The following is a 22028-nucleotide window of genomic DNA, read 5'->3' as shown; positions in this document are numbered from 1 at the left end:
TTCGGCATATGGAACTGCTCAACGCCAGCAAACTGCTTGCTGCCTATACCCAGGGCATGGAGCCTGATGGCCGTGAATCCCTGGTGGTGGTAGCCAAAGGCACTTTCAATCTGCCGCTGGACGGCCGCGCGGCGACCCTCGCCGACACCCAACAACCGCTGCTGATGGCCGATACCTTCCTCGGCGAACCGGGCCTCAGCGCCCCGCTGCAGGAAATGGACTTCGCCCCGGTCAAGCCATTCTGCGATGTGCTGGTCCGCGGCAAGGCCTATGCCCCAGACGGGCGGCCCGTGACGCAGCTGGCCGCGGGCATTCGCGTCGGTCGGATGAGCAAGGCCTTTTCCGTCCTAGGCCCCCGACAATGGCAACCGGGGCTATTGGGCGTTTCTCCCGGCTTGGCGCAGCCTTTTACCGAGCAGGACATCTCCTATGCCCAGGCCTTTGGCGGCAGCCATCCGATGGCGAAAGACTCCGAAATGCGTCACTGCTACCTGGACAATCCGACTGGTTGTGGCTGGTTCCCACGTAGCATGGGTAGTGCTGACATTGTCGGCATGCCGATGCCGAACACCGAGGAATTGGGCAAGGCGATCAACAGTCCCTCTGGCGACTTCCGCCCGATGGCCCTTGGCCCCATCGGCCGCAGCTGGCCGCAACGCGCTCGCTTCGCCGGTACTTACGACGATGCCTGGTTGGCCAACTGCTTTCCGTTTCTGCCGCAGGATTTCGACAATCGCTACTTTCAGGCTGCCCCTGACGATCAGCAGATTCCTTACCTGCGGGGCGGCGAGGATGTGCTACTGCTCAACCTCACACCCCAGGAGCGCGCGGGCTTTCGCATCCCCGAAATGGACGTGTCGGTGACCTTCTTTCTGAAAAAAGGCGGTCATGAGACTGTGCAGGCGGTGATCGACACCCTGCTGATCGACACAGACGCGCTCCAGGTGCAGCTGACCTGGCGTGTCTCCCGTCCGCTACGACGCAACATGTTCGAGATCGCTCAGGTGCTGGTCGGCACTATGTCCACGGGCTGGTGGCGCGCCCGCGAACTGGGCAAGGATTACTACCCATCGCTCTCCTCCCTGGTAAAAGCCAAGCACGCCCCCGAGGAGACGGACTGATGACCGCACTTTGCATCATCGGCTCCGGCATGGTCAGCGCCGTTGGCCTCAGCGCACCCGCGAGCTGCGCGGCGATCCGTTGTGCCATCGACAATTTCCAGGAAACCCGTTTTATCGATCAAGGTGGCGAATGGCTGATTGCCGCCAGCGTGCCTTTGGAACAGCCCTGGCGCGGCCGCACCAAGCTGATCAAGATGGCCGCCCGCGCCATCGCCGAGGCGCTGCAGAGTACCCCCGGTGTCGATCCGGAAAAGACCCCGCTGCTGCTCGGAGTGGCGGAAGCCGACCGCCCCGGCCGCCTCGACGGTCTCGATAACGGGCTGCTGCACGACATCGAAGCCGAACTGGGCCTGCGCTTTCATCCCAGTTCCAACGTCATCGCCCGTGGTCGGGTCAGCGCTGCGGTGGCGCTACTCAATGCGCGTACGCTGATCTACCAGGGCGGCCATCGCCACGTGCTGATTGCCGGCGTCGACTCCTTCCTGAACGGACCGACGCTGGCCGCTTTCGAAGAACGCGAACGCCTGCTCACCAGCCAGAACTCCAACGGATTTATCCCCGGCGAAGGTGCCGCCGCCGTGGTGCTGGCCGCCCCTTTTGCCAGCGAAGAGCCGCAATTGGCCTGCCTCGGCCTGGGATTCGGCGTGGAGAAGGCCACCGTGGAAGCCGAAGACATTCCCCTGCGCGCCGAGGGCCTGACTCAAGCCGTACGCGCTGCCCTGAGCGAAGTCGGCTGTGGGTTGGAGCAAATGGATTATCGGCTCACCGACATCTCCGGCGAGCAGTACTACTTCAAGGAAGCCTCCCTGGCCCTGAGCCGCACCCTGCGCGTGCGCAAGGAATTCTTCCACCTCTGGCACCCGGCCGACTGCATTGGCGAAGTCGGCGCCGCCATCGGCCCGGCGATGCTCGCCGTGGCCCTGGCCGCCAGCCGCAAGGGCTATGGCGAAGGCCCGAATATCTTCTGCCACCTCGGCAACGACGCCGGCGAACGCGCCGCCGCGATGCTCAGTTATCAGACTGTGAGGGCTGCGTGATGGCGAATGAGGTGTATGCCAACAACATGGAGATTTCCTGCAAGGCGGCGGCTGGCAAGTCGATTGCCTGCTTTCCGGATGTCTGCTTCACTCCGCCGCAAACGGCTGCAACACCAACCGGTGTACCTATCCCCTACCCGAATACCGGCATGGCCAAGGACACCACCAGGGGCACGCGAACGGTCAAGATCAGCGGCAAGGAGGTCATGCTCAAGGACAAGAGTTACTTTAAAACCAGTTATGGAGATGAGGCTGGAAACGCCCCGAAGAAAGGAGTTATCACCAGCAAGATCAAGGGAAAGGTGTACTTCACGGCATGGTCGATGGATGTGAAGTTCGAGGGGGAAAATGTAGTCAGGAATATGGATATGACTACTCATAACCACGGCTCAAATTCTAATACAACGCCCTGGCTCTATCAGGATGCTACGGCGTTCGGAGACCCTCCCAACTGTAAGAGCGATACTGGGAAGATGCAGACTGCCTGCAAAGATTCAAAATCAAAGCAAGTTGGCGCAAGAAAGCACCACGTTGACTGCTCAGACGATTGTAAAACTGCCATGCAGTGCATACTTGTGCCCAAGGGCAAAGACAAAGAAATGTGCTGTAGTCCGGAGAACACAGGCGATCACTTGATTGAGGATCACTGGGTGCGCCCAGGGGGTGTTTTAATGCCTGATTTTTCTCATATTTCAAGCAAGCCTGGAGGCGCTTATAGCGGCGCTCCAACAATGTGCGCCAACTGTTCACGCTATGAAGGTAAACATGGCGTTGCACACGGCACACGCGGTGTTATAGAGGAAACGCTGATAGGCAAAGAGCTAACTTATGCCAAGGCAAAAGAAATCGCGCTCCAATCGCATAAAGACGCCAATCCTGATAGTGAGTGCTCGCCTGGCTGCATAGAGTCACAATTGGATCACTTTTACGGGAAAGATCCAAAAAAAAAATGTCACTCACCAACGCGAAGACAGCCGTTGAAAAAAGAACAAAGGGCCGATGCCGCAGAGCGCATAAAACGCATAAGCGAAGACGACGACATGTAATAATCAACCAATCTAGACGGGGTAATTACCATGTACCAACAACGCACCAGAAGTTTCACAGGGGTCACCGCATTTAGAAAGAATTACGTTGTCATAATGGCAGTTGACGATGAGTTAGCAGACCAAAATACGGACCACTCGATAGTTTTTCGCTATGCCGATGAGAAGTGGGGGAAAAAACGCTGGATACGGCTACCAGGGGAGCAATAGTTCTTGAGGATGGGAAAAAAATATTAGCCATGGGTGTTGATGGGACAATATTAACCCTTAATCTGCCAGGGCTATCTGAGGAGCAAGTGGATCCCTCTGATGATGGTCCGAGTGATTTGTTAACGCTTAGAGCTGTGAGAGTTATCGATGGTGAAATTTACTTAGCAGGCATGGGCAGGCATGTATATAAAAAATCTAACGAGAAAATATGGTTTCGAATTGATAACGGCGTATTTCTAGGAAGAGATCGCCGCAAACACACCATAGGCTTCAATTGCATCGATGGGTTTTCTGAAGAGGACATATATTGCGCGGGATATTCAGGGGAAATCTGGCGCTATGATGGGAAGCGCTGGATGCAAGAGCATAGTCCGACGAATGTGGTACTTAACGCAATTGAATGTGCTGGTGATGGCTATGTGTACATCTGTGGAATGGCGGGGACAATCATTCGCGGGCGTGGCAACGCATGGGAGGCAATAGAACAAGACGTTACGAAAAGTGATTTTTGGGGCATGACTTACTTTTGTGGCTCCATTTATATCTCCAGCTACGAGGGGATATTCAAGATTGTAGGCGATGTTATTGAGAAATTAGATCTCGATATAAACGTAAGCACAGCATATCTTGATTCTGCTGATGGCCGCATTTGGTCAGTCGGCTTGCAGGATATTGCATACAGTGATGATGCTATAGCTTGGATACAGGTTGCCAACCCGTGATAGATGTTCGCCTTACAATAGAGGGGATTCTTAATCAATACGTGGAAGAGGCATCTTTCCTCGCCGGTCTGCGCGACTATGCCGTTCGGGCGCCTCACTACGACCTCAAACACCTGACCACCCTGGACAATCGCATCGAAGCCCATCTGGATGGCCTGTGCATAGCAGGTTTGCCTGGACTGGAGGCCCTGTTGCAGCAACTGAGCCCTACCGCGCTGGGCGAGGTGTTTGCCGCCACGGTGCTGGCCTTCGAGACGAATAATACGATAGCCATGGGTAGCCTGGCCGAGCATGTACGCGTGCATCCGGGCAGCGAGCGCTTTATGGCAGCCGCGCTGGGTTGGTTGAAGTGGACCCTGGTGGAACCCTGGATCGACCGCCTGCTGGCATCGCCGGAATCCCTGTTTCGCTGCATCGGCCTAGCCGCCTGTGGCATGCACCGGCGCGATCCAGGGCCGGCGCTGTTGGCTGGGCTGTCCCACGCCGACCCAAGCGTGCTGGCGCGTGCCGCCCGTACTGCCGGCGAGTTGCGTCGTCGTGACCTGATGCCGACGATTCGTGCCCACCGTCAACACAAGGACACGGCCACGCGCTTCTGGGCCAATTGGGCCATCGCACAGATGGGCGACGAGGAAGCGCTGGAGCCGCTGCGCCAGTTCGCCGAGCAACCGGGCGAGTTCCAGTATCGCGCGCTCTGTGTATTGCTGGCCTGGCAAAGGCGTGAGAACAGCATCGCCTGGATACGCCAGTTGATACAGAACCCCGGGCAGCAGCGCGTCGGCATCCAGGCCGTTGGGCTGCTGGGCGATCCGGTCAGCGTGCCCTGGCTGTTCCAGCAGATGAGCGACCTGCCTCATGCCCGCGTCGCCGGCGAGGCCTTCAGCCTGATTACTGGGGTTGACCTGGCGTTGCTCGATCTGGAATTGCAGGACCTGCCGGATTTCGATGCAGGCCCGAACGACGACCCTGAGGATTCCAATGTCGCCATGGACCCCGATGAGAATCTGCCCTGGCCCGACCCGCAGTTGATCGCCGCTTGGTGGCAGGCCCATGGAGGCGATTTCCAGGCGGGCGTGGGCTATGTGCTGGGGCTGGCGCAGCGTGAAAGCAGTTTTCAGCAAGCGCTTGTCCGGGGCCAGCAACGCCAGCGTATCGCCGCCGCCTGCGGTGTCGCTCGTTTCCGGCCGACCGAAGTGCTTTTCCCCACCAGCGCACCGGCCTGGCGGCAAAAGCGGTTGTTGTTCGGACGATGAGCAGGCGATTGTCTTTCGATCCGCAGTGGTCGCGCTTTGGCTTCCGCAATTTGCTTGATTCCAGCAAGGCTCTATAAGGGGCGGCGGGTGGGCGGGTTCGATGACGGGCTCCCAGATCAAAGCATCAGCCGGCTACCGCTGCGGCGACAAATCACCCCTTCGATCCTGCTAACGATCTATATCTACGGCTATCTCAACCGCATCAAGGCCGGCGCAGCGAACTTCGCCTGCGGGGCATCGAAGGACTCTATAGATCTCAGAAATCACCTGCATCGTTGCGTCTTCGATCGTTCCTTCATTACGGCATAAAAACCAGCCGTGATCTGCAATCGCTCGCTCGAACGCCTTGGTACAAGCAACATGTTCTTCCAGCTTATGGATCACAGTACTGCTCAGCCCACGCCGTCGTGTCGCTGCCCTCGCCCATGAAATTTCAGGGGCGGTGACAACCCCGACATGCAGGTCTGGCACTCGCACGTTTCGATCAATGTTCAGCTGTAGAATCTCTGCAAACGGGACTATCCGGCGAAACGCGGCATCAGACGGGTACCAGCGGTCGATCAGGATAATGCTGCCTAGTGGCTGTTTAGCCAGCACGTGCTGGGAAATCCAGGTACGGCTATCGGCAAAGCGCTCACAAACCCCCAGCTCCAAATCCCGGGTGGGATTTCTGACGAGCTTGTTAACGAGGGCCATTGTTTCCCCCCGATAGGGATCGCTTTTTTTCTCGCAAAGTCGGATCACCTTTTTGTTGTCTGCCCTCAGTACTTTCGTAACGGCCTCCAACAGTGTGGTTTTGCCGGTTCCCTTGGGCCCATCTAGAGAAACAAACAGCGGACGATTCATTCTTCAAACAACGATTGATATACGGTTTTTTTTTGCCCGGTTCGTTCGCTGGAACCGCTTGGCGCGACTACGCGAATCGAGTGGAGGGAGCTTATGTACAGACGTTGATGAACACTCTAACCTGGATTCTGGCTAACGGGTCTCAAACTTCCCAGGGGCCTTTCGGTGTTCATGACACGGGAATGAGGTCGCTCACCGGCGAGGCTTTTGGCTAACGCAATACTCTAAGACGCGCATGCCAAGCCTTTGCCATGACTGCTACCACCGCACGCTTGAATTACATGCATGACACCTCGATGTATGACTATCCCTCTCTAGGGAGTCTGCAATCAGACCTTGAGTGTGCAATGGTCATTGCATTTGCGACTGGCTGGACTGCGACCTGCTGACATAGGGATCAGCAGGTCGAGCAGGTATATCATCGTTCTCCGCGTGTTCCCCCATGACTATGCTGCCCGCCGATTCGAGCTTTCTCCGCCTTGTCGGTTGCCACATTGGCGTTTTGTTCGCCTTTACGCCCTGCCTCTTTAACTTTTTGAGGGTCGTCGGAAAAGCCGTGATGCGGTTCTTGTCGCTTGGTCATGTCCAATCTCCTTTAAGAAAAAACAGTCGCCTCCATTGGAACTGCGCCCTGCACCTTCGTCCCCCCGGCACGACCAACGGACGCCCCTAAGCAAACGTCAACAGAACGTTATTTTTTCAAAACACCTCAAAACATCTCGCAACCGCTAATCAGTTAGTCCGGTTTTTTGACACTTCCCCGATACGCGGTCACAACTTTTGCCCTCCGTTGGGTCATAACACGGTGGTTGTCGATGGAATATTGGCATCTACCGAGGTTTTCGCCTGATACGGAGATAAGCTCATGATTTTCAATGTACAAAATTTTGGCGCCAAAGGAGATGGCATCACTGACGACACGGCGGCGATACAAAGTGCAATTGATGCGGCGGCCGCTGCAGGCGGTGGGCAGGTGTATATGCCGACCGGAACTTATATCGTTTCGGGAGGGGAGGAACCCTCCGACGGTTGCCTGATGCTTAAAAGCAACGTCTACCTGTACGGCGACGGCATGGGCGCAACCACCGTCAAGGTGGCTGATGGCTCCGACACCAAGATCACGGGAGTCATCCGCTCCGCCTATGGCGAGGAAACCCACGACTTCGGCGTCAGCAACCTCACCATCGACGGCAACCGTGACAGCACCACGGGCAAGATCGACGGTTGGTTCAATGGCTACATTCCCGGCGAAGCAGGCTACGACTCCAACGTCACCCTCGACAGCGTCGAGATCAAGGATTGCTCCGGGTACGGTTTCGACCCCCACGAGCAGACCGTCAATATGGTCATCAAGAACAGCGTGTCCCACGGCAACGGCCTGGACGGCTTCGTGGCTGACTTCCTCAGCAACAGCACCTTCGAAAACAACATCGCCTACGACAACGACCGCCACGGTTTCAACATCGTCACCAGCACCCACGACTTCACGCTCACCAATAACGTGGCCTACAACAACGGCGGCAATGGCATCGTGGTGCAGCGCGGCAGCGAGGACATTCCCTCACCGAGCAACATCACCATCACCGGTGGCGAGGTGTACGGTAATGGCGCCGAAGGGGTGCTGATCAAACTGTCCAGCGAGGTGACCGTCAGCGGCGTCGACATTCACGACAACACCAGCGCCGGGATACGCATCTACGGCAGCAATCACGTCGAGATCATCGACAACACGCTCACCAACAATTCCCTGGGCAGCCCCGTACCGGAGATCATCATCCAGTCTTACAACGACACCCTGGGCGTGTCCGGCAAGTACTTCAACGGCAGCGATAACACCATCCAGGGCAACATCATCATCGGCAGCGACCTGTCGACCTACGGCGTCGCCGAACGCAACGAAGACGGTACTGATCGCAACGCCATTATCGGCAATACCATCAGCCACACCAGCAAGGGTGCCACGCTGATCTATGGTGACGGCAGCTACGTCAGCGCCACGGTGCCGATGACCACCGTGCAGGGTACGGCTGGCAATGACACCCTGCTGGGCAGCGCCGCCAGCGAGATTTTCTACGGCGGGGCCGGCAACGACACCATCAATGGCGGGGCCGGTGGCGACATTCTGGTGGGTGGTGCAGGCACCGATAAACTCACCGGCGGTACCGGCGCCGATACGTTCCGTTTCACCACTCAGTCCGACAGTTACCGCAACGCAACCACAAGCTTCGATGACACCATCACCGACTTCGACGTCACCCAGGACAAGATCGACCTCGCCGACCTCGGTTTCACCGGCCTGGGCAATGGCCGCGGCGGCACCCTGCAGGTCAGCTACAGCGCCAGCAGCGACCGCACCTACATCAAGGACTACGATGCCGACGCCAGCGGCAATCGTTTCGAGCTGATCCTCTCGGGTAACCTGACCAGCACCCTGACGGCCAATAACTTCATCTTTAATCGGGTGATCACCGGCACCAGCGGCAACGACTCGCTGCTGGGTAGCGAGTCGGCCGACACCCTCCTCGGCCTGGCAGGTAACGACAGCCTTAATGGCGGCGCGGGCAACGACAAGCTCGATGGCGGTGTCGGTATGGACACCCTCACCGGTGGTGCCGGAGCGGACACGTTCGTGTTTTCCAATCGCCTGGACAGTTACCGCAACTACAACACCGGCGGTGCCAACCTTGGCGACCTGATCACCGATTTCGATATCAGCGCCGACAAGATCGATCTCTCGGCCATGGGTTTCACCGGCCTGGGGGACGGCAAGAACAACACCGTATACGTAGTGCTCAACAGTGCCGGCACCAAGACTTACATCAAATCCCTGACCGCCGACGCCAATGGTAACCGCTTCGAAGTGGCACTGGACGGCAACTACCTCAACACGCTGACCAGTGCTAATTTTGTCTTCGCCACCTCATCGCCGACCAATCAGGCGCCGGTGCTGGCCACTCCGCTGCTGGATCAAAGCGCGACCGAAAACACCCCGTTCAGCTACGTGGTGCCGGCCACCAGCTTCACTGATCCGGATAACGACAGCCTCAGCTACACCGCGACCCTGGCCGATGGCAGCGCCCTGCCCGCGTGGCTGAGCTTCAATGCCACCAACCTGACCTTCACCGGCACGCCGACCAGCACCGCGTCCGGCAATTACAACGTGCTGGTCAAAGCCATGGATCCGGCCGGTGCATCGGTCAGCGATAGCTTCGCCCTGGTAGTGGCCGATGCGCCCGCCAACACCATCACCGGCACCAACAATGCCGAAACCCTCAACGGCACGGCGGGCGCAGACCTGATCCTCGGCCTCGGTGGCAACGACTCAATCAAGGCCGGCACCGGCGCGGACATCGTCGACGGCGGTGCCGGACGCGATTCGCTGTACGGCGGCGACGGTGCCGACACCTTCCGCTACACCAACCTGCTCGACAGCTACCGCGACTACGACACCGGTGGTATCACGGCCACCGACACGATTTATGACTTCACCGCGGGCGTCGACAAGATCGATGTTTCGGGCCTGGGCTTTGTCGGCCTCGGCGATGGCAGCAATGGCACGCTGTACATAACCCTCAACGCGGCCGGCGACAAGACCTACATCAAGTCCGCCGAAGCGGATGCCGATGGCAATCGTTTTGAAATCGCCCTCAACGGCAACTACCTCAATACCCTGACCGCCAGCGACTTCGTGTTTGGCGAGAGCACCCAGCAGGACATCCTCTACCTGCCCACCCTCGGCCAATCCAATGCGCGCCTTCTGCGCATGACGGAGGATGACAATCAGTCCGGCACCTCGATGCTGGTCAACGACCTGGACCGCTACACCCCCTATGACGTGCGCAGCCAGTTCAACGATGCCAATGGCAACGGCATCGACATCGCGGTGGGCGGCAGCACGGTCACCGGCCTGTCGACGCTCAGCGCCGAGGAACTCCAGTTGTGCTGGTGGCTGACCGACACCAACCAACCCGGGGCTGCGCTGTTGCGCGCCGTGACGCTGCTGCGGGACCAACGCACCGAACTGCAATCCATCGATAACGTCACCATGGGCATCATTTGGGGCCAGGGCGAGGAAGCCGCCCAGGAGATCGGCCGCGCCACGGACAAAGCAGCGGCAGCAGCGGCCTACAAGGCCGCGACCCTGAAGGTGTTTGATTACCTGCATGCCCAGTTCGGCAACTTCACCGTGTACTTGATGGAAACCGGTCACTACGAACAGGACGCGGCGCGTGCCCGTGGTTATTCGGAAGAAAAGATTGCCTCCATCGTCGAGGGGGTTGGCTATGTCCGCGCCGCCCAGGAAGCCATCGCCGCCGAGCGCGCCGACGTCAAGCTGGCGGTGGACTACACCGACCTCCCCTTGCGCTACGAAGTCGATCCGCTGGCGTATCCGGACGACGTCTGGCACCTGCACGAGGAGTCGGCGGAGATCGTCGGCCAGCGCCTGGCCGACTACATTGCCAATGACCTTGGCTTCCAGGGCAACCCCAACGACAACAACAGCGTGCAGGACATCTTCGACAACGCTCAGAACATGATTTCCGGTACCGACCAGGCGGATACCCTGGTAGGGAGTTCGGGCAACGACACACTGGATGGTCACCTGGGTGCCGACACCATGACCGGTGGCAATGGCAACGACGTCTATGTGGTCGATAACGCGTCCGACCGCGTGGTGGAAACCAACACCTCGACCTCGCAGATCGATACGGTGCAGGCCTCGGTCAGCTGGACCCTGGGCGCCAATCTCGAGAACCTGGTGCTCACCGGCGTGTCGGGCATCAACGGCACCGGCAATGAGCGGCACAACTTCATCACCGGCAATGCCGCCAATAACGTGCTCAATGGTGCCGCAGGGGACGACAGCATGAGTGGCGGCGATGGCAATGACACCTACTATGTCGATAACGCCGACGACACCGTGATCGAGATCAGCAATGCGGCGCCTGGAGGGATCGACAGCGTGCACAGCAGCCTGGCGGCCTATACCCTCAGCAACAACGTCGAGCATCTGTATGTCGATAGCACTGGCGCCGCCAATGGTACGGGCAATGCGCTGGACAACACGCTGTTCGCCGGAGCCGGCAACAATGTGCTGGACGGGCGCGATGGCAATGACACGGTGTCCTTTGAACGCGCCCTGTCCGGCGTTACCGTAAACCTCTCGACGTCAGCGCAACAAAACACCGTCAGTTCCGGGCTCGACACTTTGAAATTCTTCGAAAACGTGAAGGGAAGCGCTTACGCCGACAGCCTGTCGGGCAACAGCGCCGCGAACGTTCTGAACGGTGGTGCGGGCAACGATACGCTGGTGGGCGGTTCGGGCGATGACCGGTTGATCGGCGGTGCAGGCACCGACAACCTCTCCGCTGGCACTGGCGCGGATACCTACGCGTTTGGTGCGCTGTCGGACATGGGCGTCGGGGCTTTGCGCGATGTGATCAACGGCTTCAAGAGCACCGAGGGCGATCTGCTGGATTTCACCGGCCTGGACGCCAACCCGCTGACCACTGCTGTCGACGCCTTCACCTTCATCGGCAGCAACGCCTTCGACCCTGCCGACGCCACCGGCCAACTGCGCTTTGCCGATGGCATTCTCTACGGCAGTGTCAACGCCGGGGCCACCCCCGAGTTCGAAATCCAATTGGTGGGTGTCCAGGAGCTGCACGCCAGCGATTTCACAGTCTTGAGTTAGGCCCACATCCTGGGAGCGGGCTTGCCCGCTCCCACAGGGGATTTGCAGTGCCCAGGTAGATCTACTCTTGATCTGCAGTAACCACCTTCCAACTATCGTCTGGATCAAAGCGCTTCATCGACTGCGCCAACGTGTCACCACCGGGTCCCAAGTCTTTTTCGAACACCTGTCCTTCATGGCTGATCATGAAACTCATCACCCCGGTGTCATCGTATTTCGCTGGCCACGTGATCAGTGCAAAGCCACGGATCATCTTGTCACCGATGAGGTAGCTGTAGGCGCCGCCAGGTGCCGAAGGACCTTGGCCATCAAGGATGCGGAAGTGGTAACCATGCCAGTCTTCGCCAGCAAGGGTTTGGCCGAACAAGGGACCCAGAGGGCTGATCTGACCGCTATCGTCATCCTCCCAATAAAGTCCATCGTGCTTGCCGGCAGTGCTGAAGATTTTCTGCGCATAGGCGAGTGCGCCGTCACCGTCACGATCCACTGACGCATAGTCCATTTGGACGTCGTGATAGGTCAGCACTGATTGCAACGCGGCGAGTTCATTGCGGCCAATTCGACGTGCACGGACTTCGGCACTGCCGGCATTGATGTCGAAGCGCCAACCGTTCGCGCCTTTTACCATGGGTATAGGCAGTGTCCAGTGGTCACTGCCAACCGACAGGATCGCCTTGCGATCGCTATTTTTTTCAATGGAGTGTTGTTCGCGATATTGCTTCAAAAACGCATCCACATCACTGCGCTGCACGCCTTCGCGCGGGATGAAACTGCGCCATTCATTACCCAGCAATTCTGTCAGGCGTGCCTGATCGGCGTATTCCGTACCCAGTGCCTCGACGAACGCCTGGGCGGCCATTTCTGGCGTTGGAAATGCCTGCTGTGCCGTAACCATGCACGACCACGCCAAGCCGGCAGCCATCGCTAAGACATGAAGGCGCAAGCCCATGAGTGCCTTCACTCGAGCATTGTTTTTCAACGACGGCCCCCTCTTTGACGCGCGGGTGGATTGGATGGCCGACTGATCTGATGGCCGGCTGATCGCGAGGCACTGGGGCGCTGGGCGGATGCCAGGCTGGCTTGGCCACGACTGGCTTGTGCGTTGGCCTGGGACGGTGTGCGCACACCGGCAAATGCATTGTTGCGGGCACTGCCCGCACTGGCCGTACTGACGGACGGCCGTTTTTGCGCAGCCTGGCGCCCTTGCGAGTCGCCCTGCCCGCGCTGATTTACCTGAGCGGTCTGTTTCCTGGGTTGCTGACTCTCCCGAGTGTTTCTGGCAGTGCCCTGGCTTCTGTCAGACGACTTCGGTCTGTCTGTACCTGCTTGCATCCGATTGCTGGCCGAGGTTCCGGACTGGGCTGCGCGCGCTCGATCACGGGCTTCGCGGTTGCTGGTGGCAGGTCGTTCGATACCGTGCTTGTCCATTGAACTACGGGCTTTTTCACGAGCCTGGGCTCGCTGAGCATCTTCCCCTCGATAGGCCTCACGCTTATTGGCACCGTCCAGTTGGCGGCCGTACTGTTCGCGGCTCTTGCTGTCTCGATAGGGAACGCCATCGCGGTGAACAGTGTTGTGCTGCCACTTGTTCTGATTATTGGTGATCTGGTTGTTGCGATTGATGTTGTTGTAGCGATCGACGTCGATGTCGATGTCGTTATTGCCCCAGTCACATTCACCCCACAACGCACCGACAATAGCCACACCGGTACCAAACGCCAGCCCAGCCATCAATGCAGAACCGGGGTAATAGGCTGGCGGCGGTGGATAGTAAACGGGAGGCGATGCAGGATAGGGCCAGGTGCCGTAGGTTGTTGTCGGGTTGTAACTGGGTACGTACACCACCTGCGGATCGGAGGGCTGAATAATGATGGTGGAGGTGCTGCTGGCAGGGGCCGGGGCCGGAGTTGCTGCCGGTGCCGGTGCCGCAACAGCCTGAACCGTCACGTTCTGATATTGGTTGCTCTGCAGGTTGCCTGCTGCTTGCGCCTGATGACGCAAACGTTGCACGCCCCCCATGACATCGTCGGGCTGCGCCAGGAAGGCATCACCCAGGCGTTGTACCCAGACGGGATCCTGTCCCAGCGTTACCAGCACCTGTGGGAAAGCGACCAGCGCCTGCACGCTCGGATCCCAGGGCTGGCTCGCCACTTGTTTGACCGCATCATCGCCTTTGGCGTCCGGGTGTGCTTTAGACCAGGTAACTGCCTCGGCGATTTCCCCGGGGTACGTGGTGGCCATCAGCACCTGTGCCAGCAGTGGGTCCGGGTAAAGCGCAATGGGAGCCAGCATTTGATCCAGCTGTTCCTGGGTAAACACGGCATCTTTGGCCGCCGCCGTGACGGGCGCTGTATCGGCAGCGTTTGCGGTCGCGCTCGCATCCAATGGCTGCGCCAGGCAGTAAGGTCCGCTCAAAAACAATACAGCTGACACCGCGTAAAACAATGGAATGCGCATTGCACCCCCTATGTGGTCAGGCAGACTTGAGCGCCTTGATCGTTCCGCCCTTCCCTGCACCGTCGCGCCCGTCAAAGACGATACAGATCTTCATGCAATGACCCTTTGTTGTTCAGGTTCAAGGGGTTATCTGGTAGCCCCGTTGCTGCATGCAACTGTTGTAGGCGGAAGCAGTTGCCGCCGGTTCTTCCCGGCGATCCTGACGACGATCCTGACGCTGCCGGGATCCACCTACAACCGCACCTGCCACAGCAGCATCCTTGGCCTTGTTCTGTCGATATTCCTGTTTAACATCGTCGTCTACTTTGTCATAAATCTCGTCATGCTGACGACCGCGCGCTCCGGCAACCGCCGCACCTGCTACTGCGCCAGTAGCAGCACCACGGACACGTCCACCTGATTCAGGCGTTGTGCTGGTGCTTGCTGCGTTCCCGGCTTGAGCCTGGCATGCGCTGATGTCCTGCTGAATCATTTCGGGGGGCTGCCCTTTGAGCGGCGTTACGGTCTCGGCTGAAGCACAAAGGCAGAATACCGAGACAATCGTAGCCAGACAGGGGGGGATGGATTTTTTCATAAAGCCTCCACTGCTATCAGTGTGCTTTGGATATTTGAGTCTAGTTCAGCGTCTGGCGACTAACCCTGAAACAAAGTTCTTAGGGTGCAAGCTCTAATTCCGTTTGTACTTTTACTTCCTCGAACTCGAACGGGTGCGGCAAGTTTTAAGCACTGACTTACACTGCGATACACCCAATGCGAACAAATGACTGTTCAACGGATCAATAGATCCCACAGCAATCCGGGTATCAGGTAATGAATCAGCCCAACATGAAAACGGTCACCTGTCTGTTCGCTGCCAGCGTGTGCGCGGCGGCGAGCAGCTGGGTCAATGCTTCACCTGCTACGCCGACCTTCCAGACCAGCTTCGACTGCGCCACGGCAAGGGCCCCCGTCGAAAAGCTTATTTGTCGCGACCCACAACTGATGCAGATGGATATCGAACTGACGCGTCTTTATCGCCTGGCGCTTACGGATGATCATTCAGTGCCGCGTCCAGACAAAGTCATGATTGACCAGCAGTTCTGGATCGACGCCCGCAATCAGTGTGCCTCCACGTCTGAGCCCAAGGCGTGCACGATCCGACATTATGCCGAGCGCGCGCACCAGCTACGCCAAGGTTCGGCCATTGTGAGAACCAAGGATCCAGACAGACTCACTGAAGGCCCCCTGGCTTTTCGGTGTACAGGGCTTAATGCGCTGATTGCCGCCACTTTCTTTAACACGCAGCCTGGTGTCGTGTACCTGAAATGGGCGAACACCTCGATCACCCTGAGCCAGGCGCAGAATGATTCGGGAACCCAATACACGGGCAAGGATTCCCAAGGGAGCTACAGCTTCTGGCAAGACGGCAACGTGGTGCTTTTCCAGAAGCCAGGCTCAGGGGAAATGAGTTGTACGGCCGAGCCTATCGGCTGAGACCGTCTCTCACGTACTCGGCGATTTATGCCACGGATAGCCTTTGGCACTGAGTTCAAAGGCGTATTTGAACAAGCGCTTCATGTACTCGCCATCGAATTTATGGAGGCGAGAAATGCGGAAGTCAGAGCCGATGTACGCCAGATTGAACTCCGCCCCATCCTGCTGGGCAATTCGGTAAATTCGATCCAGATCGCTGATCCCCTGATTCTGGATCAATGCGCTGATGGCTCGACCGCCGATGTTCAAGGTTCGGCGCTTGGTTCCGGACCATTGCAGTTCCAGTTTGCCGTTGCGAATCACATAGAAATGCCGTTCACGACGCAAACGCGCCCCGGGCACCTGATTCAGCGCCATTACGGTGCCGGGTGGATAAAGAAACACCTGCGTAAGGACACCTCCGTCCACGTGCATTTCCTGAAACGGGTGACCGTTAACGTCCACATCAATCATGACGGGTGAGACGGCACCGGGAATACTCATCGACGCGACCATGATGTTGCGAAACAGCTCGAGCGCTCCCGGTGCCTGGCTGGAGGCAATAGCCCCCATGTTCCAGGTGACCGGGCGCCCTGAGTCAAGATCGGTTGTACCGATCATCAGCAGCCGCCCCTTGGCGTATTCCGCTGCGATCGCCGCGAGAATCTCGGCAGTGACGTGCTGTGCAATGAGCCGCGACAGTGGCTTGCTGTGCGCCATACCATCGCTGGTAAGACGGGTCAGCATATTGCGCGCATGGAAAATGTCTTTTGGACCGACCGCATTGCAGATACGCACAATGACATCGTCGTACTGGGGCCCCAGATAGGCAAACGGGGCGACCAGGGCGCCAGCGCTAATGCCGGTGACAACTTTGAACTCAGGTCGAGTCCCATGCCGGGTCCATCCCGCAATGATGCCCCCGGCGAATGTGCCGGCGTCGCCGCCGCCCGAAACGGCCAGCAGATTTGCCCGCGGAAGGATGTCGTTCGGTAACCCTGCGCTGGCGAGCGCCTCAGCCTCTCGAAGGTTGGCCTGGCTCACATCCCGAATGAACGGTGTCAGGTCCTGGTCCAGCCAGTAGCGAGCATCTGGAATGTCCGGGATCAGCGCTCTTTCCGTTAACGTTGGCGGCACCGCATCACGGCGTTGCAGGCACGCTTGACGCAACATGTTCAGGGTTGAGGCGCTAGGTCTGAGCTGGAATGGTTTCAACACGCCTCCTCCGGCCCCTGCAATTGACAGAGCCCGTCACGCACACTCGACACCCACGACCAGACTCTCAATGGCGAGTGGCCTGAACATCTTTCATGCTAGCGCAAGCTCAGGCAGTCATAACGTTGGTGGGACGTCCGGTCTGTCTTGCGGCTGATGCTCCCCCCATAGACGCTCATTAGAAAATGCGAGCAATCACCGCAACTTCAGCGGATCGACCAGTTCAGCGGCGATGGCCATGCCCACCAGGTCCGGCAAGGTATTGGCTTGCATGCGTTTCATCACCCGCGAACGATACAGATCGACGGTTTTCGCACTGACACCCAGTTGCTCAGCGATCTCGCGGGTGGTGTAACCCTGGACCAGCGGTAGCAAGACATCGCGCTCCCGTGGGGTCAGGGTCAGCAAGCGCGCCTGCAAGGCATCGTGCCCCTGATTACCCGAGCGGCTTGCCGCGCAGTTGCTGAGCGCCTGTTGCACGCTGTCCAGCAGCAATTGTTCGTTGTAGGGCTTCTCGATGAAGTCATGAGCACCCGCTTTGAAAGCGCGAACCACGATCGGCACATCCGCGTGCCCGCTGACGAAAATGATCGGCAGGTTCAGCTCACGTGCGCGCATCTCTTCCTGCACGTTCAAACCGCCCATGCCGGGCATGCGAACATCGAGCAGCACGCAGGCATCAAGACTGGCATCACAGGCATTGAGAAACGCCACGCCACTGGTAAACGGCAAGGCTTTGAGCCCTACCGACTCCAGCAACCAGACTGTCGAATCGAGCATGCCTTGGTCATCGTCGACCACATACACCACGTGCTCCGTCGCACCTGCCATTACGTTATTCCTGTTGTTGTTTTATTGGGCCGACCAGCGGCAAGCGGCAGCACATCAGCAGCCCGACAGGTTGGCGTCGGGCCTGTAATTCGCCACCAAAACCTTCGATGATGCTGCGACTCATGGACAAGCCAAGCCCCAGGCCATCGACCTTGCTGGTATAGAACGGGGTAAATATCTGCTCCAGTTCGGGCTCGCTGACGCCTGGCCCCTGGTCTTGCACACTGATTTCCACGGTTGCACCACCGCCCTGCCCCGCAGCCATCACGATCAGCGAGGGTTGCCCCGGATGTTGTTCGCGGTTGGCATCGATGGCATTTCGCAAGAGATTGAGCAGGACCTGCTCCAGCAGCACTCGGTCGGCATAAATCGGCGGCAGATTATCCGGTAGGCGATCCTCGATTGTCACTTGGCAATTGCTCGCCTCCCAGGCGCATAAACGCACGGCCTCGCGGGCGACCTCGGTGAAATTCAAGGCCTGCATGCGGCGTTGCCCCTTGCGCAGAAACGCCCGCAAACGTCTGATCACTTCTGAAGCATGAGTGGCGTGATGGGTAATGCGCTCCAGCCCTTGGGCCACTTTGGCGGCGGCCTGGGGATTGGAGTCCAGCGTCTGTAAGTAGCGCTGGCTGGCATTGGCGTAATTGACCACCGCAGCCAATGGCTGGTTGATTTCGTGAGCGATGCCCGAGGCCAATTCACCCAGGGTGACCAACCGCGCGGTGTGCGCCAGTTCGTCCTGATGACGGCGCTGCTGCACTTCACGCAGTTCACGCTCGGTCATGTCCCGCGCCACCAACGAGTAATAGCGCTCGCCGCCGGCCGAACGGTGCGCCAGCAGCACCAGCGATACCGGCACCGAAGTGCCACCTGCCGGTGGTTGCAATCGCGCATCGGTGCTCCAGACACCGTCGCGTTCGGCGCTGCTCCAGCCATCACGCTGCAGACGTGCCAGGTCGCCGCTGGCGAACAACGTTGCCAGGGCTGGCATCGGTTGTTGCTCGTCGATCCCGAGGACGCGCCGCGCCGCTGGATTGAGGTAAGTGACTTGACCCTCGGGGTCGATGAACAACACAGGATCGGTGTTGGCCTCGACGACTTCCGCCAGGCGTCGCTTGTTCTCCTCGGCGAGCACCCGGGCGGTAATGTCCCGGGACACGCTGACCACTTCCACCACCGCTCCGGTATAGGTCTCACGAATCGCCCGGCTGGCGGTTTCAAACCACAGGTAATGCCCATCCCGATGGCGAATCCGATACGTCATCGTGTGATAACCGTCCTGCTCCAGGGCATCCCGCGCGCGCTGCACCAGGCTGGCCAGGTCCTGACCATGGAACAAGCCTTGGGCCATTTGCCCGCGCAGCTCCTCCGGCCAGTAGCCGAGCAATGTCCAGGACGCCGGCGAGGCATCGAGAAAGCGCCCGTCCGGTGTGTGTCGGGAAATCAGGTCGGTGGTGTTTTCAATGATCAGCCGGTACAGCCGCCGTGCCGTGGCCGCTTCACGCTCGGCCAGCACTTGTGCCGTGGCATCGCGACACCGGGCGAGCACACGGTTGTCCTGGGGATCGGGGATAAACGTCCAGATCAGGATCTGCGCTTCGAATTGGGCTTCGACCCCTTCGATGGCGCGCTGCTGGTCCAGGCAGGCGCGTACCAGCACACGGTGATTGACCGGCAAAAAACCCAGCACATCGGTCAGCGGCTTTTCGGCCAGCAATGCCAGCAGCGCCGCATTGAACTCCAGCGGCCGGCCCTGCGCATCGAGCAACAGACTCGGTTGCGGGTCGTGCCCCAACAGCGGTGAGCCGCGCAGCATGCCGTTGACGCTACTCAGCAACGTCGTCAGCAAGTCCTGCACCCAACCCAGCCAATCAAGACTCACGCCCTCGCACACTTCCACCAGCAACAAACCCGCCTGCCCCGGTTGCAACGCCAGATCAAACACCTGGCCATGGCTGATAGCGGCCCGGCGCAGTCGGCCGGCCAGCCAACAATCGAGTTGACGCACTTGAGCCAGATCCAGCCGCCCCGCTTCGGCCAGCCGATCAAACAGCCGCTGATCGCTGGCCAGCGAAGGGTCGCCCAGCCCCGGTGGAAAATGCTGGGCGGCGCCCTCGTGGCTGTAAATCCGCGCATTGGGTTGCCAACTCAAATAAACCGCCCGGCGCACCTCGGGGCAATCCTGCAGCGCACGGCACAACGCATCGGCCCGGGCGGCCAGAGACACACCCTCGCGCTGCAGGCGCAACCAGCTGTGCAATCGAACGGGAGTCAGGGTCATCACGGGTCCGCTTCGTTGGGGAAGCCAAGGATATACCGGCCTCGGCGGTGTCACTGTATTCATTTAGATCCACAAGAATCAAATATAGTACATATCCTATATGACGTAGGTTGTACTTCCATATCACTGGCTGAATGTTATATAAAGCAGGCCGGACATAAAAGGCGACCTCAGCGGCTACGCTGCAAGGTCACCTATAGAGCTAACAATCAGCCACCGAGTACCGTACATGTCGATCTATGAACAAGGGCTAGGCCCTGCGGCTGTCAACCATATTGCCTTGTCTCCGCTCAGCTTCATCGAGCGCACCGCCAGCGTTTACCCACACTATCCCGCCGTCATCCATGGCTCGATCCGCCGCACCTGGGCGCAGACCTACACCCGCTGCCGCCGTCTGGCCTCGGCGCTAGCCGGTCGCGGCATCGGCAAGAACGACACCGTGGCGGTGATGTTGCCTAACATTCCCGAGATGCTCGAAGTGCATTTCGGCGTGCCGATGATTGGCGCGGTGCTCAACCCGCTCAACGTGCGTCTGGATGCCGAAGCCATTGCTTTCATGCTGCAGCATGGCGAAGCCAAGGTGCTGATTACCGACCGTGAGTTCCATGATGTGATTCACGCGGCGATCGGCATGCTGGATCACCCGCCATTGGTCATCGACGTTAATGATCCGGAATATGGCGAAGGCCAGGCTGTCAGCGATCTGGACTATGAAGCGCTGTTGGCCGAAGGCGACCCTGCTTTCGCCTGGCAGTGGCCCGATGATGAATGGCAAGCCATCTCGCTGAATTACACCTCCGGCACCACCGGCAACCCCAAAGGCGTGGTTTACCACCATCGCGGTGCCTACCTGAACTCATTGGGCAACCAGATGACCTGGGCCATGGGTAACCATCCGGTGTACCTCTGGACCTTGCCGATGTTCCATTGCAACGGTTGGTGCTACCCGTGGATCGTCACCGCCATGGCCGGTGTGCATGTGTTTCTGCGCCGCGTCGATCCACAGAAAATCCTCACGCTGATCCGCGAGCATCAGGTCACCCATCTGTGCGCTGCGCCGATCGTGCTCAATGCCTTGGTCAACATGCCGGAATCGGCGAAAGCGGCGATCGATCACCCGGTCAACGCGATGGTCGCCGGCGCTGCACCGCCGGCCAAAGTGATCGGTGCCGTGGAACAAATGGGCATCAAAGTCACCCACGTCTATGGCCTGACCGAAACCTATGGCCCGGTGACGCTCTGCGCCTGGCATGCCGAATGGGATGAGTTGCCACTGGACGAACGGGCGCAAATCAAATCCCGTCAGGGCGTGCGCTACCCGACGCTCGAAGGTGTGATGGTTGGCGATTCGAAGACGCTGGAGCCGACCCCGCGAGACGGTCAGACCATCGGTGAGATCTTCATGCGTGGCAACACCGTAATGAAGGGCTACCTGAAGAACCCGACCGCCACAGCCGAAGCGTTCGACGGCGGCTGGTTCCACACCGGCGACCTGGCGGTGTGTCATCCGAACGGTTATGTCGAGATCAAGGACCGACTCAAGGACATCATCATTTCCGGCGGTGAGAACATTTCCACCATCGAGCTGGAGGGGGTGCTCTATCGACATCCAGCGGTCATGGAAGCGGCCGTCGTCGCCCGTCCCGATGAGAAATGGGGCGAAACGCCCTGTGCCTTTATCACATTGAAGGCTGATCACCAGGACGTTCGCGAGGCCGACATCATCAGTTTCTGCCGCGAACACTTGGCCGGTTTCAAAGTCCCGCGCACCGTGATTTTCACCCTGCTGCCGAAGACTTCAACCGGCAAGATCCAGAAGTACGTTTTGCGCGACAGGGCCAAAGCGCTCTAGCCGAATCGAC

16 protein-coding genes and 1 pseudogene are annotated in these 22028 nt (G+C 58.9%); 8 read left to right on the top strand and 9 right to left on the bottom strand.

Annotated elements, in window-relative coordinates; all coding sequences use genetic code 11:
* Positions 1 to 8 precede the first annotated feature (8 nt).
* The 5 genes from KVG95_RS06235 (at position 9) to KVG95_RS06215 (ending at position 5389) form a co-directional block, all read left to right on the top strand.
* Positions 9 to 1121, top strand: a complete 1113-nt coding sequence (locus KVG95_RS06235; protein WP_217854928.1) for a DUF2169 family type VI secretion system accessory protein — start codon at positions 9 to 11, stop codon at positions 1119 to 1121.
* The gene (locus tag KVG95_RS06230; RefSeq protein WP_217854976.1) at positions 1118 to 2158 is read left to right on the top strand and encodes a hypothetical protein; all 1041 of its coding nucleotides are present in this window, start codon (positions 1118 to 1120) and stop codon (positions 2156 to 2158) included. Before KVG95_RS06235 ends, KVG95_RS06230 begins: the two co-directional genes overlap by 4 nt.
* Entirely contained in the window at positions 2158 to 3204 is a 1047-nt protein-coding gene (locus tag KVG95_RS06225; RefSeq protein ID WP_217854927.1) for a DUF4150 domain-containing protein, read from the top strand. Before KVG95_RS06230 ends, KVG95_RS06225 begins: the two co-directional genes overlap by 1 nt.
* A 167-nt stretch (positions 3205 to 3371) precedes the next feature.
* Entirely contained in the window at positions 3372 to 4136 is a 765-nt protein-coding gene (locus tag KVG95_RS06220) for a beta propeller repeat protein (RefSeq protein ID WP_217854926.1), read from the top strand.
* A 41-nt stretch (positions 4137 to 4177) separates the two neighbouring features.
* Positions 4178 to 5389: a TIGR02270 family protein gene (locus KVG95_RS06215; protein WP_437180783.1), complete on the top strand. Its 1212-nt coding sequence runs from the start codon at positions 4178 to 4180 to the stop codon at positions 5387 to 5389.
* Between the two features lie 168 nt (positions 5390 to 5557).
* Here the strand turns inward: KVG95_RS06215 and KVG95_RS06210 are convergent, their stop codons facing one another.
* Positions 5558 to 6235 carry a dTMP kinase gene (locus tag KVG95_RS06210; RefSeq protein WP_217854925.1) on the bottom strand — a complete coding sequence of 226 codons (678 nt, stop codon included), beginning with the start codon at positions 6233 to 6235 and terminating at the stop codon, positions 5558 to 5560.
* Between the two features lie 418 nt (positions 6236 to 6653).
* Positions 6654 to 6818, bottom strand: a complete 165-nt coding sequence (locus KVG95_RS06205; protein ID WP_217854924.1) for a con-10 family general stress protein — start codon at positions 6816 to 6818, stop codon at positions 6654 to 6656.
* A gap of 282 nt (positions 6819 to 7100) precedes the next feature.
* Here KVG95_RS06205 and KVG95_RS06200 point away from each other — a divergent pair, with 282 nt between their 5' ends.
* On the top strand, positions 7101 to 11930 hold the full coding sequence (locus KVG95_RS06200; RefSeq protein WP_217854923.1) for a M10 family metallopeptidase C-terminal domain-containing protein: 4830 nt from the start codon (positions 7101 to 7103) through the stop codon (positions 11928 to 11930).
* 61 nt (positions 11931 to 11991) lie between these two features.
* On the opposite strand, the gene KVG95_RS06195 is transcribed toward KVG95_RS06200, so the two are convergent.
* The 4 genes and pseudogenes from KVG95_RS06195 to KVG95_RS06180 all read right to left on the bottom strand — a co-directional run bounded on the left by KVG95_RS06195 (position 11992) and on the right by KVG95_RS06180 (position 14961).
* Positions 11992 to 12879, bottom strand: a complete 888-nt coding sequence (locus KVG95_RS06195; protein WP_217854973.1) for a DUF2950 domain-containing protein — start codon at positions 12877 to 12879, stop codon at positions 11992 to 11994.
* Between the two features lie 26 nt (positions 12880 to 12905).
* Entirely contained in the window at positions 12906 to 14387 is a 1482-nt protein-coding gene (locus KVG95_RS06190) for a DUF3300 domain-containing protein (protein ID WP_217854922.1), read from the bottom strand.
* A 28-nt stretch (positions 14388 to 14415) separates the two neighbouring features.
* Positions 14416 to 14481, bottom strand: a pseudogene (locus tag KVG95_RS06185) (hypothetical protein); the annotation flags it as partial.
* 24 nt (positions 14482 to 14505) lie between these two features.
* Positions 14506 to 14961 carry a YMGG-like glycine zipper-containing protein gene (locus tag KVG95_RS06180; protein ID WP_217854921.1) on the bottom strand — a complete coding sequence of 152 codons (456 nt, stop codon included), beginning with the start codon at positions 14959 to 14961 and terminating at the stop codon, positions 14506 to 14508.
* Positions 14962 to 15212: 251 nt separating this feature from the next.
* Between KVG95_RS06180 and KVG95_RS06175 the strand changes: the two genes are divergently transcribed.
* On the top strand, positions 15213 to 15860 hold the full coding sequence (locus KVG95_RS06175) for an MliC family protein (RefSeq protein ID WP_217854971.1): 648 nt from the start codon (positions 15213 to 15215) through the stop codon (positions 15858 to 15860).
* 9 nt (positions 15861 to 15869) lie between these two features.
* Here KVG95_RS06175 and KVG95_RS06170 read toward each other — a convergent pair whose 3' ends face one another.
* The 3 genes from KVG95_RS06170 to KVG95_RS06160 all read right to left on the bottom strand — a co-directional run bounded on the left by KVG95_RS06170 (position 15870) and on the right by KVG95_RS06160 (position 20166).
* The gene (locus KVG95_RS06170; protein ID WP_217854969.1) at positions 15870 to 17054 is read right to left on the bottom strand and encodes a patatin-like phospholipase family protein; all 1185 of its coding nucleotides are present in this window, start codon (positions 17052 to 17054) and stop codon (positions 15870 to 15872) included.
* A 195-nt stretch (positions 17055 to 17249) separates the two neighbouring features.
* Complete coding sequence (locus tag KVG95_RS06165; protein WP_217854920.1) at positions 17250 to 17885, bottom strand: response regulator transcription factor; 636 nt, start codon at positions 17883 to 17885, stop codon at positions 17250 to 17252.
* Positions 17886 to 17889: 4 nt separating this feature from the next.
* Positions 17890 to 20166 (bottom strand): PAS domain-containing sensor histidine kinase, encoded by a 2277-nt coding sequence (locus tag KVG95_RS06160; protein WP_217854919.1) that lies wholly within the window; start codon positions 20164 to 20166, stop codon positions 17890 to 17892.
* Positions 20167 to 20395: 229 nt separating this feature from the next.
* Between KVG95_RS06160 and KVG95_RS06155 the strand changes: the two genes are divergently transcribed.
* Positions 20396 to 22018, top strand: coding sequence for an acyl-CoA synthetase (locus tag KVG95_RS06155; RefSeq protein WP_217854918.1), 1623 nt, complete (start codon positions 20396 to 20398; stop codon positions 22016 to 22018).
* The last annotated feature ends 10 nt before the right edge of the window (positions 22019 to 22028 follow it).

This window comes from Pseudomonas farris, from assembly GCF_019145235.1.
In the GTDB taxonomy this organism is placed as follows: Bacteria; Pseudomonadota; Gammaproteobacteria; order Pseudomonadales; family Pseudomonadaceae; genus Aquipseudomonas; species Aquipseudomonas farris.
The sequence above is the reverse complement of the archived record's forward strand: the minus strand, read 5'-3'. Positions and strand labels throughout refer to the sequence as shown.

What these genes read in the sequence shown, in the direction of transcription:
- KVG95_RS06235 (WP_217854928.1), top strand. Translation starts at nt 9, where the DNA reads ATGGAACTGCTCAACGCCAGCAAACTGCTTGCTGCCTATACCCAGGGC.
- KVG95_RS06225 (WP_217854927.1), top strand. Translation starts at nt 2,158, where the DNA reads ATGGCGAATGAGGTGTATGCCAACAACATGGAGATTTCCTGCAAGGCG.
- KVG95_RS06210 (WP_217854925.1), bottom strand. Translation starts at nt 6,235, where the DNA reads ATGAATCGTCCGCTGTTTGTTTCTCTAGATGGGCCCAAGGGAACCGGC.
- KVG95_RS06205 (WP_217854924.1), bottom strand. Translation starts at nt 6,818, where the DNA reads ATGACCAAGCGACAAGAACCGCATCACGGCTTTTCCGACGACCCTCAA.
- KVG95_RS06200 (WP_217854923.1), top strand. Translation starts at nt 7,101, where the DNA reads ATGATTTTCAATGTACAAAATTTTGGCGCCAAAGGAGATGGCATCACT.
- KVG95_RS06195 (WP_217854973.1), bottom strand. Translation starts at nt 12,879, where the DNA reads ATGGGCTTGCGCCTTCATGTCTTAGCGATGGCTGCCGGCTTGGCGTGG.
- KVG95_RS06190 (WP_217854922.1), bottom strand. Translation starts at nt 14,387, where the DNA reads ATGCGCATTCCATTGTTTTACGCGGTGTCAGCTGTATTGTTTTTGAGC.
- KVG95_RS06180 (WP_217854921.1), bottom strand. Translation starts at nt 14,961, where the DNA reads ATGAAAAAATCCATCCCCCCCTGTCTGGCTACGATTGTCTCGGTATTC.
- KVG95_RS06175 (WP_217854971.1), top strand. Translation starts at nt 15,213, where the DNA reads ATGAAAACGGTCACCTGTCTGTTCGCTGCCAGCGTGTGCGCGGCGGCG.
- KVG95_RS06165 (WP_217854920.1), bottom strand. Translation starts at nt 17,885, where the DNA reads ATGGCAGGTGCGACGGAGCACGTGGTGTATGTGGTCGACGATGACCAA.
- KVG95_RS06160 (WP_217854919.1), bottom strand. Translation starts at nt 20,166, where the DNA reads ATGACCCTGACTCCCGTTCGATTGCACAGCTGGTTGCGCCTGCAGCGC.
- KVG95_RS06155 (WP_217854918.1), top strand. Translation starts at nt 20,396, where the DNA reads ATGTCGATCTATGAACAAGGGCTAGGCCCTGCGGCTGTCAACCATATT.